Annotated in this window: 10 protein-coding genes; 7 read left to right on the top strand and 3 right to left on the bottom strand. The window is 66.8% G+C overall.

What is annotated here, in order from left to right; genetic code table 11:
- Position 1 precedes the first annotated feature (1 nt).
- From DAE25_RS02610 to DAE25_RS02620, 3 genes are read left to right on the top strand one after another with little or no spacing between them, the layout of a single operon-like run.
- Positions 2-2,773 (top strand): Z1 domain-containing protein, encoded by a 2,772-nt coding sequence (locus tag DAE25_RS02610; RefSeq protein WP_159083526.1) that lies wholly within the window; start codon positions 2-4, stop codon positions 2,771-2,773.
- A complete protein-coding gene (locus tag DAE25_RS02615) occupies positions 2,766-3,713 on the top strand; it encodes a PD-(D/E)XK motif protein (RefSeq protein WP_107764646.1) in 948 nt (315 codons plus the stop codon). Before DAE25_RS02610 ends, DAE25_RS02615 begins: the two co-directional genes overlap by 8 nt.
- A gap of 8 nt (positions 3,714-3,721) precedes the next feature.
- Positions 3,722-5,782: an AIPR family protein gene (locus DAE25_RS02620; protein ID WP_159083527.1), complete on the top strand. Its 2,061-nt coding sequence runs from the start codon at positions 3,722-3,724 to the stop codon at positions 5,780-5,782.
- Positions 5,783-5,949: 167 nt separating this feature from the next.
- Here DAE25_RS02620 and DAE25_RS02625 read toward each other — a convergent pair whose 3' ends face one another.
- Entirely contained in the window at positions 5,950-7,725 is a 1,776-nt protein-coding gene (locus tag DAE25_RS02625) for an ATP-binding protein (RefSeq protein WP_107764648.1), read from the bottom strand.
- 594 nt (positions 7,726-8,319) lie between these two features.
- Here DAE25_RS02625 and DAE25_RS02630 point away from each other — a divergent pair.
- The 4 genes from DAE25_RS02630 (at position 8,320) to DAE25_RS02645 (ending at position 13,407) form a co-directional block, all read left to right on the top strand.
- Complete coding sequence (locus tag DAE25_RS02630; protein WP_056887738.1) at positions 8,320-8,535, top strand: hypothetical protein; 216 nt, start codon at positions 8,320-8,322, stop codon at positions 8,533-8,535.
- Positions 8,536-8,668: 133 nt separating this feature from the next.
- A complete protein-coding gene (locus DAE25_RS02635) occupies positions 8,669-10,555 on the top strand; it encodes a BTAD domain-containing putative transcriptional regulator (RefSeq protein ID WP_107764649.1) in 1,887 nt (628 codons plus the stop codon).
- A 10-nt stretch (positions 10,556-10,565) separates the two neighbouring features.
- Positions 10,566-11,948, top strand: a complete 1,383-nt coding sequence (locus DAE25_RS02640) for an FAD-binding oxidoreductase (RefSeq protein ID WP_199907393.1) — start codon at positions 10,566-10,568, stop codon at positions 11,946-11,948.
- Positions 11,949-12,039: 91 nt separating this feature from the next.
- The gene (locus DAE25_RS02645) at positions 12,040-13,407 is read left to right on the top strand and encodes an FAD-binding oxidoreductase (protein ID WP_107764651.1); all 1,368 of its coding nucleotides are present in this window, start codon (positions 12,040-12,042) and stop codon (positions 13,405-13,407) included.
- A 79-nt stretch (positions 13,408-13,486) separates the two neighbouring features.
- Here DAE25_RS02645 and DAE25_RS02650 read toward each other — a convergent pair whose 3' ends face one another.
- Together DAE25_RS02650 and DAE25_RS02655 are read right to left on the bottom strand one after the other, a co-directional pair.
- Entirely contained in the window at positions 13,487-13,936 is a 450-nt protein-coding gene (locus DAE25_RS02650; protein WP_107764652.1) for a methyltransferase family protein, read from the bottom strand.
- A 2-nt stretch (positions 13,937-13,938) separates the two neighbouring features.
- Complete coding sequence (locus DAE25_RS02655) at positions 13,939-15,549, bottom strand: LuxR C-terminal-related transcriptional regulator (protein ID WP_107764653.1); 1,611 nt, start codon at positions 15,547-15,549, stop codon at positions 13,939-13,941.
- Positions 15,550-15,558 lie beyond the last annotated feature (9 nt).

The raw sequence follows: 15,558 nt of genomic DNA on the forward strand, positions 1-15,558 counted from the left end.
TGTGGCCCATCAGGAGACGAACAAGCTGGCAGACCACGAGGTGGTCCAGATGCTGCTCATCCGGCTGGACAAGAAGTTCCCGACACCTCCTGTGCCTGTATTGGCCATTGATGAGGAGGTGTCGTTCTTCAAGTCAGTGGGCCTCTACGACGATCTGAGTAACGCCGACTGGATCGTCATCGGAAAGATCGTGAAGTCTCGCGTCAAGATCACTATGGACGAGGGTACTACTCTGGTTGCACCCACGTACGTGGACTGGTTGGCGGAGCGACACGACGGCATCAGCTGGCAGCGCTGGGTCGCGTACAAGCAGTTGCTCTTCAGTAAGGGATTCTCTCCGAGCGTTGTAGGCAGCCTCGACCAAGCCACCAGCGAGGTGCTCAACTGCCTCGGGGATCCCACCCGTGAGGGGAGCTGGAAGCGGCGCGGACTGGTCATCGGAGATGTTCAGTCGGGGAAGACTGCCACCTACCTTGGGGTTGTCAATCGCGCAGCGGACGCCGGATACAAGTTGATCATCCTGCTCGCGGGTGGGACCGAAGCACTTCGCAAGCAGACCCAGTTCCGCGTCGACGAGGGGCTGCTGGGCCGCGACACATCACGCGAGTCGGCAAGCTTTGGAGTGGGGAAGTGGCACGTCGCTGGGTTCGTTGGCGCGCAAGCCATGACCACCCAGGCAACCGACTTCCGGAAGACCTCGAAGCAGGCGACGAGCATCTTGGTGGACCCCAATTCTCCGACCCCGCTCGTCTTCGTCATCAAGAAGAACAAGACGGCCCTGGAGAATGTTCGCGACTGGGTGGCGGCGCAACGGAACGGATCCGCGCAACTCGACGTTCCAATGCTCGTCATTGACGACGAGTCCGACTATGCGTCGGTCAACACCAAGGACCAAGACTCGCCCACGGTCATCAACGCACTGATCCGTGAAGTGCTGGGCCTAGCAACGAGAACGTCGTACCTCGCTTTCACGGCGACACCGTTTGCGAATGTGTTCATCGACCACGAGACGGAGGACGAGACGCTGGGGGACGATCTCTTCCCGCAGGACTACATCAGGACTTTGGAGGCGCCCACGAACTACGTCGGCAGTGCGGCGTACTTCGGGACCGAGGACGTCATTGACTCCGATCGCCTGGTTGACCTGACCGACGCTGACGAGCACTTCCCCTACAGGCACAAGTCCCACCTACACGTTGCGGCTCTTCCCGCCTCGCTGCATGAGGCCCTCCGTACCTTCGTCGTGGCTTCTGCGATTCGTGAACAACGGGGGGACAGCAGCCCGCGCGCCATGCTGGTCAATGTCTCTCGATTCAAGAGCGTGCAGGCCCAGGTGCACGGACTCATAGAAGTCGAGTTCGAGCGGATCAGGAACGCAGTCGAGTTGCATGCAGTGGGTTCAGCAGGCGGATTGGAACATAACGAGCTGGCCCGACTGCGTGAGACGTACGGCGTGCAGTACGGCGGGACGGCTGCCGACTGGGATTCCCTGTCCCGTTTCCTGAAGGCTGCCGTCAACGGCGTGGGAGTGAAGCTCATCAACTCCGACCGGGTGCGGAACGCTGCCGACCTGACAGAGGTCGAAACAGATCGGATGATCGCGGTGGGCGGCGACGTCCTGAGCCGTGGTCTGACCCTCGAGGGCCTAACCGTCAGCTACTTCCACCGCCTCGTGGGAGCCTCGGACACCCTGCTTCAGATGGCTCGCTGGTTTGGATACCGACCCAACTACGACGATGTCTGTCGGGTCTGGATTCCTGAGGAAGTGGCCCATCAATTCCGATACGTGGCCGGGATCGTGGACGACCTGCGAGCTCAGCTAAGAGCCATGAAGAAGCAGGGACTGACTCCCAAGGACTTCGGGCTTCGCGTGCGCATGCATCCCGAGTCGTTGCTGATTACTGCGCGGAACAAGATGAAGGCCGCGGAGGTGAAGGCTTGGACCGTGAACGTTGCCGGTGCGAAGAACCTTGAGACAGTCAGGTTGAGCAGCGCCATCCCCGTCATTGCGGACAATCACGAAGCCGTCAGTCGAATGGTCGCGGCCGTCGAGTTCGAGCATCCCGGTGCAACGTGGGATGACGGGACAGGCACTGTGCGAGCGATCCACGACGTGGATCGTGAAATCGTGGCGCGTTTCCTTGACGAGTACGTGGCCTTTGTCGGGGATCCGTTCTTCGCCGACTCCGCGTTGGCCTCGTTCGTCCGCACCACGAAGACCGAGCGATTCAAGCGCTGGACAGTGGGATTCATCCCGGGCAAGGGCAGCGCCGTCACGCTGTCGGACCGCCTCACATTGCAACGTCCGACGAGGGCGGTCGCCTCATCGGCCGCGGTTCGAGTCAGTGGGGTCGATGTGATCCCTCTGCGCGTCTCGGGAAGCAGCTCCAGATTGGCGGGTAGCACGGATGTTGCCAGGGCCGGGGAAGCCGTGGATCACCGCCTCACGGAGCCCGAGGTCTACTCCTCGTTGAGCAAACCGGTTCTGCTCATCTATCTGGTCGAGCCGAGCCTGAAGGCGACGCCCGACAAGAAGTCGGGCCCGGCAACGAACCATGATGCGACCGGCGCTGAACTGCTGAAAGCCATTAGGGAGTCCGGCATCGACCACCTCGTCGGAGTCAAGGTCGGCATTCCAGGGGCTGCGGACGAGAAGGGTGCCGAGATCAAGTACATGCTGAACTCAGTCGCGCTCGGGGCTTGGCAAGGAGCTGCATTCGAAGAACACGCGGGTGACGAGCTCTTGGACGTGGACGGGGTGGACGATGAGTGAGACTGGCTTCGAGAATAAGTGGCGCACGGACTTGGCATTCGGAAGTGTCGGCGTCCAACTGGCAGAAGTGGAACATCCGCTTGAGATTTATGTGGGCGCAAGTGACTTAGGGCGTCCACGAGTCCAGGTTCGAAGTGCCGCACGGCCGGCGCTCCCTGAGTTGGCGGATGTCGTTGTAGTTGACCGAGCGCAGCACGGTCCTGCTTGGGTACTCACCTTGACTCTTCAGGATGCTCAGTTCCTTGAGGTCTTCATCCGCCTTGCGGTCGACGTCGTGGACCGCACCAGGGGAGCTGGGTCGGAGGACGACGCACTTCGCCTCATGTCGGCGGTATTTGCTCAGTGGCGGCGTCTACTCACCCCAACTCCTTTGCATCGGTTGGGAATCGAGGCGCTTCGAGGACTTGTGGGTGAGATCTGGTTCCTGTGCCGGCGAGCGTCTGCATCACACGCGTTCGGTGACGCGCTGGCTGGCTGGCTCGGGCCGCTTGGGTCACCCCAGGACTTCTACTACGCGTCTTCTGGGCTGCACGAAATCAAGGCTGTCGGCCCGACTGCTCGAACCGTGAAGATCTCGAGCGCTGAACAACTCGATGCGGAGGAGATGGAACTCATCGTTCTCATGGCTCCCCAAGTTCCCCAGGCCGAGGGTGATGCGATCAATCTTCTTCTCCTGGTCGAAGAAGCCGTCGGCCGGTTGGACGACAGCGGTGTGGGCCGAGGTGAGCTCGATGCCCGGCTGAAGCGACTCGGCGTGGATCTCACAGATGACTACTACGGCGAGACATGGTTCAAGGTGCAATCCGTATCCACGTACAAGGTGACAACGGAGTTCCCCGCGATCCGAGCGCAGGAACTGGTGCTGGGTGTGGAAGCTGTCAGGTACGAGCTGGTGCTGTCTGCGCTCGAACCGTTCAAAACCGCATACGAGAAGGTGTAGGGATTCGGGTGCAACTCGAGGAGTTCCGACGAGACCTGCTGAACCGAGCAAGCGCACGAGCGGCGGTTGAGCAGACCTTCAGCAAGGAGGCCTTTCTTGGCGAGGTCGCTGAACGCTTGGCCGGCGCGGAGGAGATCGAGAACCTGCAGGTTCTCGACTTCGAGGGAATTGGCAACGCTCGCCGCAAGCTGGCTGTCCACGGCTTCGACCTCGACGACAGCGACAACTCGGTGGCGCTTGCGGTGGCGTTGTACGACGGCGGCGAAGACATGACCTCGCTAACGACCACTGACGTCAGCAGCCGCTTCAGGGCGTTGCAGTTCTTCCTAGAGGAGGCAATCAGCGGAGCGTTCCGAGAGGGGCGGGAGGAGAGCACCGCTGAATTCCAGCTAGCCGAGGATCTTCGCCGTCGGGGACGGAATGTCAGCCGCTACCGCCTTTACCTTTTGACCGACGGAAGCCTCAGCGCCACGACGAAGGCGTTGGAGTCAACGGTGGTCGGTGGGATTCCCGTTGACTTTCACACGTGGGACGCTCGGCGGCTGCATCAGGTCGAGCAGTCCCTGACGGGCCGCGAGTCGCTGGTTGTCGACCTCACCGAATGGCAGCCCGATGGGTTGGCCGCTCTCGAGGTCGTCGACTCTGCGAGCAGGCTCACCACCTACCTGGCGGCTGTGCCGGCCAACATGCTTGCGGACTTGTACGGAAGGCACGGGAGCCGTCTGTTGGAGGGGAACGTCCGTTCGTACCTCAGTAATCGGGGGAAGGTGAACAAGGGGATTCGGTCGACGGTCGCCGCCTCACCGGCCAACTTCTTGGCCTACAACAATGGCATCACGGCGACCGCAACGGCGGTCTCGACTACGGGTGCGGGGATCGCTGCCATCACCGATCTGCAGATCGTCAATGGCGGCCAGACGACCGCGTCGCTGTTCTACGTGAAGCGTGAGAACAAGGGATCCTCCTTGGAGGACGTTTACGTCCAGATGAAACTCGTTGTCGTCGAGCCTCAGGTGGCCACCGAGATGATTCCGCTCATCTCTAGGTATGCCAACAGCCAGAACCGGGTCAGCGAGGCCGACTTCTTCTCGAACAGCCCGTTCCACGTGAGGCTTGCTGAACTCTCTCAGCGCGTACTGGTTCCCGCTCAGCCGGGGGTCAACTTCCAGACCAAGTGGTTCTACGAGCGGACACGTGGTTCCTATCAGAACGAAAAGAGCAAGCGCACCACAGCGGAACAGCGCAAGTTCGAAGCGGAGTACCCAAAGGCGCAGATGATCGACAAGACCGCAGCTGCGAAGTACGAAGTGACCTGGGGAATGCGCCCGCACATGGTCAGCGCGGGCGCCCAGCGCAACTTCATGGCGTTCGCTGACCTGGTCGCGCAGAAGTGGGAGGCGTCTGATCTTGCCTTCAACGAGCTCTATTGGAAGCAGCTGGTCGCGAAGGGCATCCTCTTCGAGACCGTCCGGTCCGCAATTGCCAAAGCGCCTTGGTACGAGAAGGGCTACCTAGCCAACTACACCACGTACTCCGTCGCCAAGCTTGCGCACGAAGTCGGAAGGCAGGCGAAGGGTGGTGTCTTCGACCTTGAGGCAATCTGGGCGCGGCAAGCAGTCTCCCCCGAAGTTGTCGAGGAGTGCCTGAGGATTGGCGAGAAGGTCCAGCTCGTCCTGCTGTCTGACAAGAGGCCTGTCCTGAACGTAACCGAGTGGGCAAAAAGGGAGCAGTGCTGGGAGCTGGTCCGTCAGGTGCCTCACGATCTGTCTCCAGAGCTCCTTCGATCCGTGGGTACCCGCGAGAAGGCCGCTGAGCGGCGCAAGGACGCGGTGCAGATTCAGAAGATCGACAAAGGCATCGACGCACAGGCGAAGGTGGTTGCGAAGCAGGCGTCAGAGTGGTTGGCCTTGGAGGAGTTTGCTCGAGAGAAGAGGATCTTGTCTCCGATCCACTCAGGGATCCTTGACTTGGTCATCGGCCGAAAGGCCGGGTTTCCGTCTGAGGCGCAATCTGTGCGACTCCTGCAGCTCTTGGATAAGGCAGTCGAACTCGGCTTCGATGCAGTCTGAAAGTGCTTCGCGCCGAGCGCGGCGACAGGCGAACCCTTCGCGGTCTCGATCGTCATGGGTTTGATGCTTAGCGCTCGCTCGACCGCTCCCTAGGTCGAGTACCCGACGTGAAAGCGGACCGCTCCTATCCCGGAGCGGTCCGCTTCGTAGTGCCTTGAGGTGGACGCCTAAGGTGCCACCGTCTTCTCGAGGAGACTCTTCAAGACAATCACGGGTATAGGTTCCGGACTGATTTCAGCCGGCAGATGCAACTGGTGGGTCACCCCGTCGTACGGTGGGTTGGGTTCGGGGTTGAGCTGTAGTCCAACCTCTGCGATCTTGATTTGATTGGCGTCCCAGCAAACCAAGAGATCGATGTCTCCAATTGCTTTCACGCCATCGCGGAAGTCAGACAGCACGCTCTCGAGTTTGTCTTTGAATTCGATCACGATCGGCAATTCTTCGCCACCGCCGACGTAGTGAGCGAGAAGGTCATATTGGGTCGAGTAGCCGGCGGCAAGAGGCCGGATATTTTTGATCTGTTGCGCGCCTAGCAACTCGTGGAAGAGTGCTGCGACGGCGGCCTCCTGGTTCGTCGGCACTTTCGCGAATGCCACACCCGGCCAGCCGAGGGGATGGCGACCTTCTGCTTGCTCCCACATCTTTTTGATTCGCTGCTTGCGCTCAGCGGAAGTTTCCGGCGTGGGCGCGACTGGCGAGGTCTCCGAGGGGGCTTGGTACTTCGCGACACGTTCGAATTGAACGAACAGGTCAGCGACAGCGTTCTGCAGTCGGCGTTCGTGCTGCCAGTGCATCGACTTGCGACCGAGATCGAAATCGATGCGGTCGGATTCGACCAGAAAGATGCAGCGTTTGTAGTACGCCGGATATGCGCCTCGCTGAGCTGGAGAAATGGCGACTCCTGTTGGCATTGATTTCGTGACAACGAATATACCTGCGTTGAGGATTGCGCTTGCACCGTCCTCGTCCACACCTAAGTGGTACGCCTCGGCCAAGGCGTCGACTGCGCGGTTGCCTGGAAGCATGACCCCGTAAACGCGCAGTGTGTCCGTTCCACTTCCGATCACCCTGTGGCCCGTCACGACCTTCCCAGTGAGGTATTTTCTCGATGCCGCGTCTGTCTTGCCAACCAAGTTGCTGTTGACCTCATCGATAGGAGCCGCGCCAGGGCCCGCAAGCTCCGGATATCCAAACGCAATGGGCGCGGTGATGCTCTCGCCGTCGACCGAGGTCCACGCGTAGGTAACCGTCGTTGCGGGCAGGGGCTCGCCCCGCAAGAGCTGGTGAGTATCTCCAATAGCCGTACGCGTGCGCAGGACCCACTTTAACTGGTCACTAGTGAGGGAGAAGAGATCCGTTGATGCTCGTTGAGGGATTCCACCGACTCGTATGGAGGTGTATGTCCCGGATTCAAATCCCGCCGGAGCTGGTTTCGAATCAAGCAGTTCGAATTTGGGCGGATAGACCGACTGGTCGTCGGCTGAGACCCAACTTGACGCACCAGTTAGGGTGCAAGCGGTCGAGTCTGTCCCGGACGTTGTGGCTAATGAGAAGTCATCCCCGCTGAATGCCACATAGGTGAGACCGACGCCCTTCTCGCCAACTTGATCATCGTGCGATGACTTATCTCCCCCGCCCGGAGCAAGAACCTCTTCGATGAATGCGGAAGCGATGCCGGTTCCATTGTCGATGACTTCGACTGACCGCTGAGTCGCGTCGACAATTACATGGATCCTGCCTTCGTCGACAGGCACTCCGGCGCTCGCTTGCTCGGCCTTGCGTCGCTCTATCGCATCCCGAGAATTCTGAAGAAGCTCCGCAAGGATGTCCCAATAGTGGTGGTAGCTCTGAAGGATCCCCTTTAGTTCCCGCTTCACTGCGCGGTCACTCTTGGCGCGAAGGAAGTCCGGAACCTGCGGAGCACCAAGTGTGCCTTCAACCATGATGCGGTCCTTTCAAAATATCTTCAAAGCGGCATGTGAGGGAAACTTGAGTGATCCTACCGAGGGCCGCACCTGCGTGTGCCGCGTTGACGAATCCAGAGTGGCAGGCTCGGTTGTTGTCTTGGGAAATACGTCGCCCTTCCCTGAACACGTGATGATCCTGCTCGACAGAATGACCGTGGTTTTGGTCCGGGTCCCGACCTCGGGCCGCACCCTGCTCGGACCGGAGGACGCGAGGCACCTTCGACGTGGATGCGAGAGACGGCGCGCGCCATGAGGGTTTAACAGCCCAACAGGGCGTTGCTCGCCGGTGGGCTGGTTTCGGTGTGCTGCTGGGCGGCGGGCTCCAGAAGGTTGGTGGATGGGTGGGCAAGTGGATGGTGGCGCAGATCGCGCTAACCGATGTGGTGTTGACCAGCGGGAGACACTAGGGAGGTCGTGGTCGATGCGACAGCACCGCCGGGGCAGAGGGCGCAAGGTCGCTGCCCTCCGCGGACAGGACGGAGAGGAACCAGGGTGAGAAACCCGCCCCTCGTGGGCCGATGCGCCCGCGATAGCGACACTTCCCTCGGCCTTGGCGCATACTGGACTCCTATGACGTCCTCATCCTGGTCCACGCGCAAGTCCTCGAGCCCTTTCCAGCCGAAGCCCGAACTGGAGATCGAGGTGTACGCCGTCGGCGACCAGGTCTGCCACGACCTCTACGGCCTCGGGCGAGTCATCAATGTCGAGGCCCACGCGGTGTCGATCGACTTCGGCGACAAGACGGTGCGCGTCACGAGCCCCTACGCCAAGCTCGAGCACCTGTAGCGGCAGCCGTCCCCAAGAGGCTGGGCTCGCAAGGCCCCGGAGGGTCTCGACGTGAGCCCGCGTGCCCAAATTCGGGGCAGCAAGCACCCCTGACTGAGCCCTATCCTCGACGGAGACGACGCGAGGAAGTGGGGTGGACGGACAGCCGCACCTTCACCTGCACGTGCTCGGCGAGCTCACGGCCACGCGAGACGGCGCGGTCGTGGACCTCGGCGGGCGGCGCCAGCGCGCCGTACTCGCGGGTCTGATCATCCAGCGGGACCAGGTGGTCCCAGCCGATCGGCTGATCGACTGCGTGTGGGGTGACCACCCCCCGGCCAACGCCACCGGTGCGCTGCAGGCCTACGTGAGCCACCTGCGCCGGCGGCTCGAGCCCGACGCGACGGCTCGGCAACGCGACGGCGTCATCGTCCGCGCCGGCCCCGGCTATGTGCTGCGGGTCCCGCCGGACGCCGTGGACGCATGGGAGTTCGAGACGGCCGTCGAGTCGGCGTCGGGCCAGGCGCCGAGTGATGCGGTGTGCACCCTGGAGACCACGCTCCGGCTGTGGCGAGGACCCGCCTACGCCGACTACGCGGGGGAGGCCTGGGCGGAGGCGGAGATCGGCCGGCTCGCCGAGCTCCGGGCGCTGGCCCGGGAACGCCTCCTCGCCACACGTCTCGACCTCGGTGAGGCCCAGCTCGTCATCGGCGACCTCGAGGCGCTCGTCGCGGAGGACCCGCTTCGCGAGGAGCGCTGGCGCCTCCTCGCCCTCGCGCTCTACCGGGCACACCGCCAGGCAGCGGCGCTGGCGGCGCTCCGTCGTGCCCGCGAGGTGCTCGCCGACGAGCTGGGGGTCGACCCCGGTCCCGCCCTGCGCTCGCTCGAGGCGGAGGTGCTGGCCCAGTCGCCGGACCTCGACGCTCCCACGCCCGCGATCGCGGTCGCGGAGGACGCCACCCGACGGGTCCCGCGACCCCGGACCCCCGACGGGCTCGTCGACCGGGAGCGCGAGATGGCCGTCCTGCGCACCATGCTCGAGGAGCTCGGCGCCGGGGTCTCCGGCTGCCTGCTGATCGAGGGCCCCGCCGGCATCGGCAAGACCCGGCTGCTAGAGGAGGTGCGCCGGCTGGCCGCCGGCATCGGAGTCCCGGTGAGGTCGGCACGGAGCAGCGCCCTGGAGCAGGGCTTCGACTTCGGTGTGGTGCGGCAGCTCTTCGACGCGGCCGTCGACGACGTCGTACGCCGGGACGACCGCTTCGCCGTGCTCCGCGGCCTGTGGGAGCTCACCACGCAGCTCGCCGAGACCGCCCCGTTCGTGTTGTGCGTGGACGACATCCAGTGGGGCGACGAGCCGTCGCTGCAGTTCCTCGCCTACCTGGTGAAGCGACTCGAGGGACTGCCCGTGCTGGTCGTGCTGGCGATGCGCACCGGTGAGGCGCACGAGGCCGACGACCTGCTGGCCGAGCTTGCCGGCAACGAGTCGGTCTCGGTGCTGCACCCGGCGCCGCTGACCCAGCAGGGCACGGCCGACCTAGTCACGGATCGGCTCGGTCGTGGTGCGGACACGTTCGTGGCCACCTGCCACCGGATGACCTCGGGCAACCCGCTGCTCCTGCGCCAGCTGCTGCGCGCGCTGGCCGACCAAGGTGTCCCGCCCGACGCGGCCCACGTCGACACGGTCCGGGCAGTGGGGTCGCGCGCGATCACGTCGCTCGTGACGCTCCGGCTGCGCCGGATGCCGGCGGCCGTCACCACGGTGGCGCGGGCGGTGGCCGTACTCGGTCCGGCGGCCGACCTGGTGACGGTGGCCGACCTGGCGCAGCACTCGGAGGAGGACGTGGCGGCGGCGCTCGACGTGCTGGCTCGCGGGGAGATCCTCGTCGACGGCCAGCCGCTTGAGTTCGTCAACCCGCTGGTGCGCGACGCGATCCACGCCGACATCCCGGCCGGCGAGCGGGCGCTCCTCCACGAGCGGATGGCCCGGCGGCTCAAGTCATCCTCAAGTCACCCCGGCCATGCTGGCGTGCCCAGCCCATGAGGTGGTGACCGTGCCCGAGCCCACGCCCCTCCCCACCGCGGACGCCGAGGCGCTCCGCGGGCTGGCCGGCGGTGCCGTCCACCTGCCCGGGGACCCCCTCTACGACGAGTCGCGGATGCCGTGGAACCTCCAGGTGGACGAGCACCCAGCGGCGGTGGCCTACCCGGCCGATGCTCATGAGGTCGCCCGGATCGTGCGAGCCGCCGCGGCGTCCGGTCTCCGGATCGCACCCCAGGGCACCGGCCACGGAGCGCCTCCGCTCGCGGGGCGGCTCGGCGACGCCGTGCTCCTGCGCACCTCGGCAATGACCGGGCTGCGCGTGGACGCCGCCAGCCGTACGGCGCGCGCCGAGGCCGGCGTGCTGTGGGGCGACGTCATCGCCCGGGCCGGCAAGGTCGGACTGGCCGGGATGCACATGTCCAGCCCCGGGGTGGGCGTGGTCGGGTCCTCGCTCGGCGGCGGGGTGAGCTGGTACGCCCGGCAGCACGGCCTGCAGTGCAGCGCGATCACCGCCGTCGAGCTGGTGATGGCGGACGGGACGTTCGTGCGCGCCACCGAGGACCAGGACCAGGACCTGCTGTGGGCGGCCCGCGGCGGCCACGGCGGCTTCGGGGTGGTCACGGCGCTGGAGTTCGACCTGCTACCGATCCGCACGGTTTACGCCGGGATGCTGGCCTGGGACTGGCGGCACGCGCGGCGGGTCCTCACCGCGTGGGGCGAGTGGACCGCGGACGCGCCGGAGTCGGTGACCAGCGTCGCCCGGATCTTCCAGGTGCCCGACGAGGAGTGGATGCCCCCCGACATCCGCGGCCGGCGGCTCGTCATGCTCGACGCGGTGGCGGTGGGCGACGCCGGGGCGGCTGCCCGCGCCCTTGCTCCGCTGCGTGCCCTCGGGCCCGAGACCGACAGCTTCGCGGAGGTGCCCGCCGCCGACATCGCGCACCTCCAGCTCGACCCCCAGGAACCCACCGCGGTCTACGCCAACAGCGTCCTGGTCCACGGCCTGCCGCCGGACGCGGTGGACGCCCTCATCGCGACGGCCGGTCCCGGCTCCGGCAGCCAGCTGCTCTTCGTCGAGCTGCGCCAGCTCGGTGGAGCCCTCGCGCGGCCGGCCCCCCGAGGCGGTGCGCTGGACCACCTGGACGGCTCCTTCCTGGTGCTGGGCGTCGGGCTCGACGTGGGCACGGGCTGGAGCGCCGTGCGCGAGGACGCCACGCGGGTCCTCGACTCGCTGGCCCCCTGGACGTCCCGGGCGTCGTACCTCTCGATGGCCTACGAGGCCGCCGCCCGGCGCGGGTGGTCGGCGACGGCGTACGAACGCCTCGACCGGATCCGTCGATCTGCGGACCCGAACGGGCTGTTTCTCGCCCCGCAACGGCCGTCAGACGACTGATTCCGCACAAGGACTCAAGTCGGGCGCAAGTCCTCCTCAACCGTGTGGGTGCACCTTCGTCGGGTCAACGACGACACCACACGGAGGAACAATGACCATCGCACAGACCAGCACCGCGTACGCCGCACCGTTCGGGGAGCTGGACGCACTCACCATCGGCACCGTCGCGGTGCCCGGCGACAAGAGGTACGACGCACTCGTCTCGCCCTGGAACGTCGCCATCCCGGTCCGGCCCGCGGCCGTCCTCGCGGCGCACGACGCCCAGGACATCGTCGAGGCCGTGCGCTTCGCGGCCCGGCACGGCATCCGCGTCACCCCGCAGGCCACCGGCCACGGCCCCATGGCCGACCTCACCACCGAGCTGCTGGTCACCACGAAGGAGCTCGACGAGGTGGTCGTCCACCCGGAGGGCTGGGCGCGCGTCGGGGCGGGCGTGAAGTGGCTCGCGGTCGTGGAGGCCGCCGCGCCGTACGGCCTCGCGCCCCTGTCCGGATCGATCACCGACGTCGGCATCGTCGGCTACACCACCGGCGGTGGGCTCGGGCCGATGGCCCGCACCTACGGGCTGGCCAGCGACAAGGTGCGCGCCATCGAGGTCGTCACCGGCGACGGTGAGCTCCGGCGGGTGACGCACACGGAGCGCCCGGACCTCTTCTTCGCCCTGCGCGGTGGCAAGGGGATGCTCGGCATCGTCACGGCCATCGAGTTCGATCTTGTCGAGCAGCCGAGGTTCTACGGCGGCTCGCTGTGGTTCGACGGGGACGACGCGGCGACCGTCATCGAGCGCTGGCTGCACTGGTCCGACGACCTGCCCGAGCTGGGCACCACGTCGATCGCCCTGTTCCAGCTCCCCGACATGGAAGGAGTGCCGCCCATGCTCGCCGGGCGACTGACGCTGTCGGTGCGCTTCGTGTGGACGGGGTCGGCCGAGGAGGGGGAGCGCCGGTTCGCCGCGATGCGTGCCGCGGCTCCCGTCATCCTGGACGACGTGGCCGAGAAGCCCTACACCGCGATCGACTCGGTCCACACGGACCCGCTCGACCCGACCCCGGCCTACGAGGCTGGCCACGTGCTCACCGACTTCCCGCAGGAGGCGGTCGACGCGCTGCTCGCGCTGACGGGGCCGGGCGTGGTCTCCCCGCAGATCCTGGTCGAGGTCCGCCAGCTCGGAGGTGCCTTCGCCCGGTCGGGGGAGCACCCGAGCGCCTTCGCCTCGCGCGCCGCGGCGTACTCGCTGCTCATCGTCGGCATCTCGGAGATCCCGGGCGTGGAGGACCACGCCGCCGCGATCCTCGACGCGCTGGCACCGTGGGTGGGTGGTCACCGGCTGCCTAACTTCACGTTCACGCCGGAGGAGTACGTCGACGCGTACGACGAGGTGACCCTCGCGCGGCTGCGCCGGGCGATCCGGACCTACGACCCGGACGGCGTGATGACGATTGGCGGCGTGCTGGCCTGATCTCCGCGACTCGTGGCCCCCGCCGATGGCGGGGGCCACGGGCGTCTGCCGTCGAGGGCGACCCGCTCTGCTCACCACGTCACAGGTAGCGCGGCACCGTGGCCCGGTAGGCGTCGTACTCGGTGCCGAACAGCTCGTGCAGGAGGTGCTCCTCGCGCGGCACCCACCGGTGGACGAGCGCTGCGCTGACGGGGCAGGTGGCCAGCATCCAGCCGTTGTGGGTCGCGACGGCCAGGCCGAGGTGGGCGAGGGTGAAGCCGACGTAGATCGGGTTGCGGGTCCGTGCGTGGACGCCGGTGGTGACGAGTGCGACCGGGTGCTCCAGGTCGCCCGGCCCCCGTTCGTGCCAGGCCACTGCCACCAGGCCGATCCCCGCGACCGCGCAGACGGTGCCGGCCGGCCCGGCCGCGGGTGGTAGCGACAGCGGCCGCAACCGCTGCAGCACCGCGCCCACCGCCACGCCGCCGAGGGTCTCGGCCGGCAGCGGGATCCGATCGGCCAGGTCCGTGAGCCGCGCCCGCAGGGTCATGCTCAGACCAGTCCGTGCTCGTAGGCGTACGCCGCGGCGGCGGTGCGCGAGGCGACGTCGAGCTTGCCGAAGATGTTGGACAGGTGGCGGGCGACGGTCTTCTCGCTCAGCACGAGCTCGGCCGCGACCTGCGGATTGCTGCGGCCCGAGGCGACGAGGCGGAGCACCTCGACCTCGCGGGCGGTCAGGCCGCCGGGCAGGGACGCGGGTGCCAGCAGCGACGAGGCGAGGTCGGCCATCGGCGCCGCACCGACCTGCCGGAAGGCCGCACGTGCGGCGGTCAGCTCGCGCTCGGCGGACGATGTGTCGCCGAGGGCCAGGAGGCAGCGGCCGATGAGCAGCCTCGTGACGGCGACGTCGTACGGCGAGGACGACTGCGCCCACAGCTGGTGCGCCTTGCGGAGGTAGGGCAGCCCGCCCGCAGCATCCCCGGCGGCGAGCTCGACGGCTCCGTGGGCCTGGGCGGCGGCGGCGGAGAGGACCGCCGACCCGGCTGCCGATGCCAGGGACCCCAGCTCGACGGCCAGGGGCCGCGCGCGCTCGACCGCACCCGACGCCAGCAGGACCTCGATGGACCCCGGCAGGATCCGGCACCGCTCCAGCGGTCCGTCCGACGAGGCGAGCAGCCGGTCGACGGCCGCGACCGCCGGCGACGACCGCCCCTGGGCCAGCCACAGCAGCGCCAGTCCGGGCTGCGGGTCGACGCCGAGGTCGGCGGCACGCTGGTAGGCCTCGTCGGCTGCGGCGAGGTCACCCCGCAACCGCAGCACGTCGCCGGTCTCGCGGGCGGTGAGGCCGACGGGGGCGGGTGTCCGCAGGGCGACGTACCGCTCGGCGGCAAGCGACCACTCGCGCAACGCGTCGTCCCAGGCGCCGCGCAGTCGCATCAGCTGCCCGCGGTGCACGGCGCACTGGCCGGTGAAGGCCAACAGACCCGGCTGCGCGTCGCACCACCGCTCGAGGGCGGCCGTCCACTCGGCGACCCGGCCGAAGTCGCTGACCTCCTGGGCGCCCTCGATGGCGGTGCAGTAGACGTGTCCCGCGATCACCGGGGACAGCTCACCCGCGACGACCCGCACCATGGCGTCGTCGAGCTGCGTCAGCCCCTCGGCGAAGTGCCCGCTCATGATCGAGAGACGCCCCTTCGCGCACGTGCTCATCGCCGAGAGGTCCGCGTCGTGGAAGCGGTGGCCGGTGTCGTGCGCCTCGTCGGCCAGCCGCGTCGCCGCCGCGAGGTCGCCCTCGCCGAGGGCGCGGAACATCGTGAGCAGCGCCATCCAGCCGCGCTCCACGCAGTCCGCTCCGAACTCGTCGACCAGCTCGGCCGCCCGGGCGGCCCAGCCGCCGGCGAGCGCGTGGTCGCCGTGCTCGGCCAGGCCAATCGCGAGCCGGAGCGCGCACCCGGCGGCGGCGTGCAGGTCGCCAGACTCCTGGTGCGCGCGGAAGGCGCGCTGCAGGACAGGGACCGCCTCGTCGTACGGCCCGACGAGCTCGACGACCGCGCCGAAGCAGTCGAGCTCGGCGGCGCTGAGGCCGTCGGGCCCGGTGCGTGACCACGCGTCGTACGCGGCTTGCCAGTCGCCGCGTGCGTAGTGGTCAGCGGCCGTGTCCACGGTTCGAGG

The sequence above is a fragment of the Nocardioides terrigena genome (genome assembly GCF_003047265.1).
Taxonomy (GTDB): Bacteria; Actinomycetota; Actinomycetes; order Propionibacteriales; family Nocardioidaceae; genus Nocardioides; species Nocardioides terrigena.

Bases quoted from the DNA above. Each gene is read 5' to 3' on its own strand.
- DAE25_RS02615 (WP_107764646.1), top strand. From the start codon at position 2,766: ATGAGTGAGACTGGCTTCGAGAATAAGTGGCGCACGGACTTGGCATTC.
- DAE25_RS02630 (WP_056887738.1), top strand. From the start codon at position 8,320: ATGACGTCCTCATCCTGGTCCACGCGCAAGTCCTCGAGCCCTTTCCAG.
- DAE25_RS02625 (WP_107764648.1), bottom strand. From the start codon at position 7,725: ATGGTTGAAGGCACACTTGGTGCTCCGCAGGTTCCGGACTTCCTTCGC.
- DAE25_RS02645 (WP_107764651.1), top strand. From the start codon at position 12,040: ATGACCATCGCACAGACCAGCACCGCGTACGCCGCACCGTTCGGGGAG.
- DAE25_RS02650 (WP_107764652.1), bottom strand. From the start codon at position 13,936: ATGACCCTGCGGGCGCGGCTCACGGACCTGGCCGATCGGATCCCGCTG.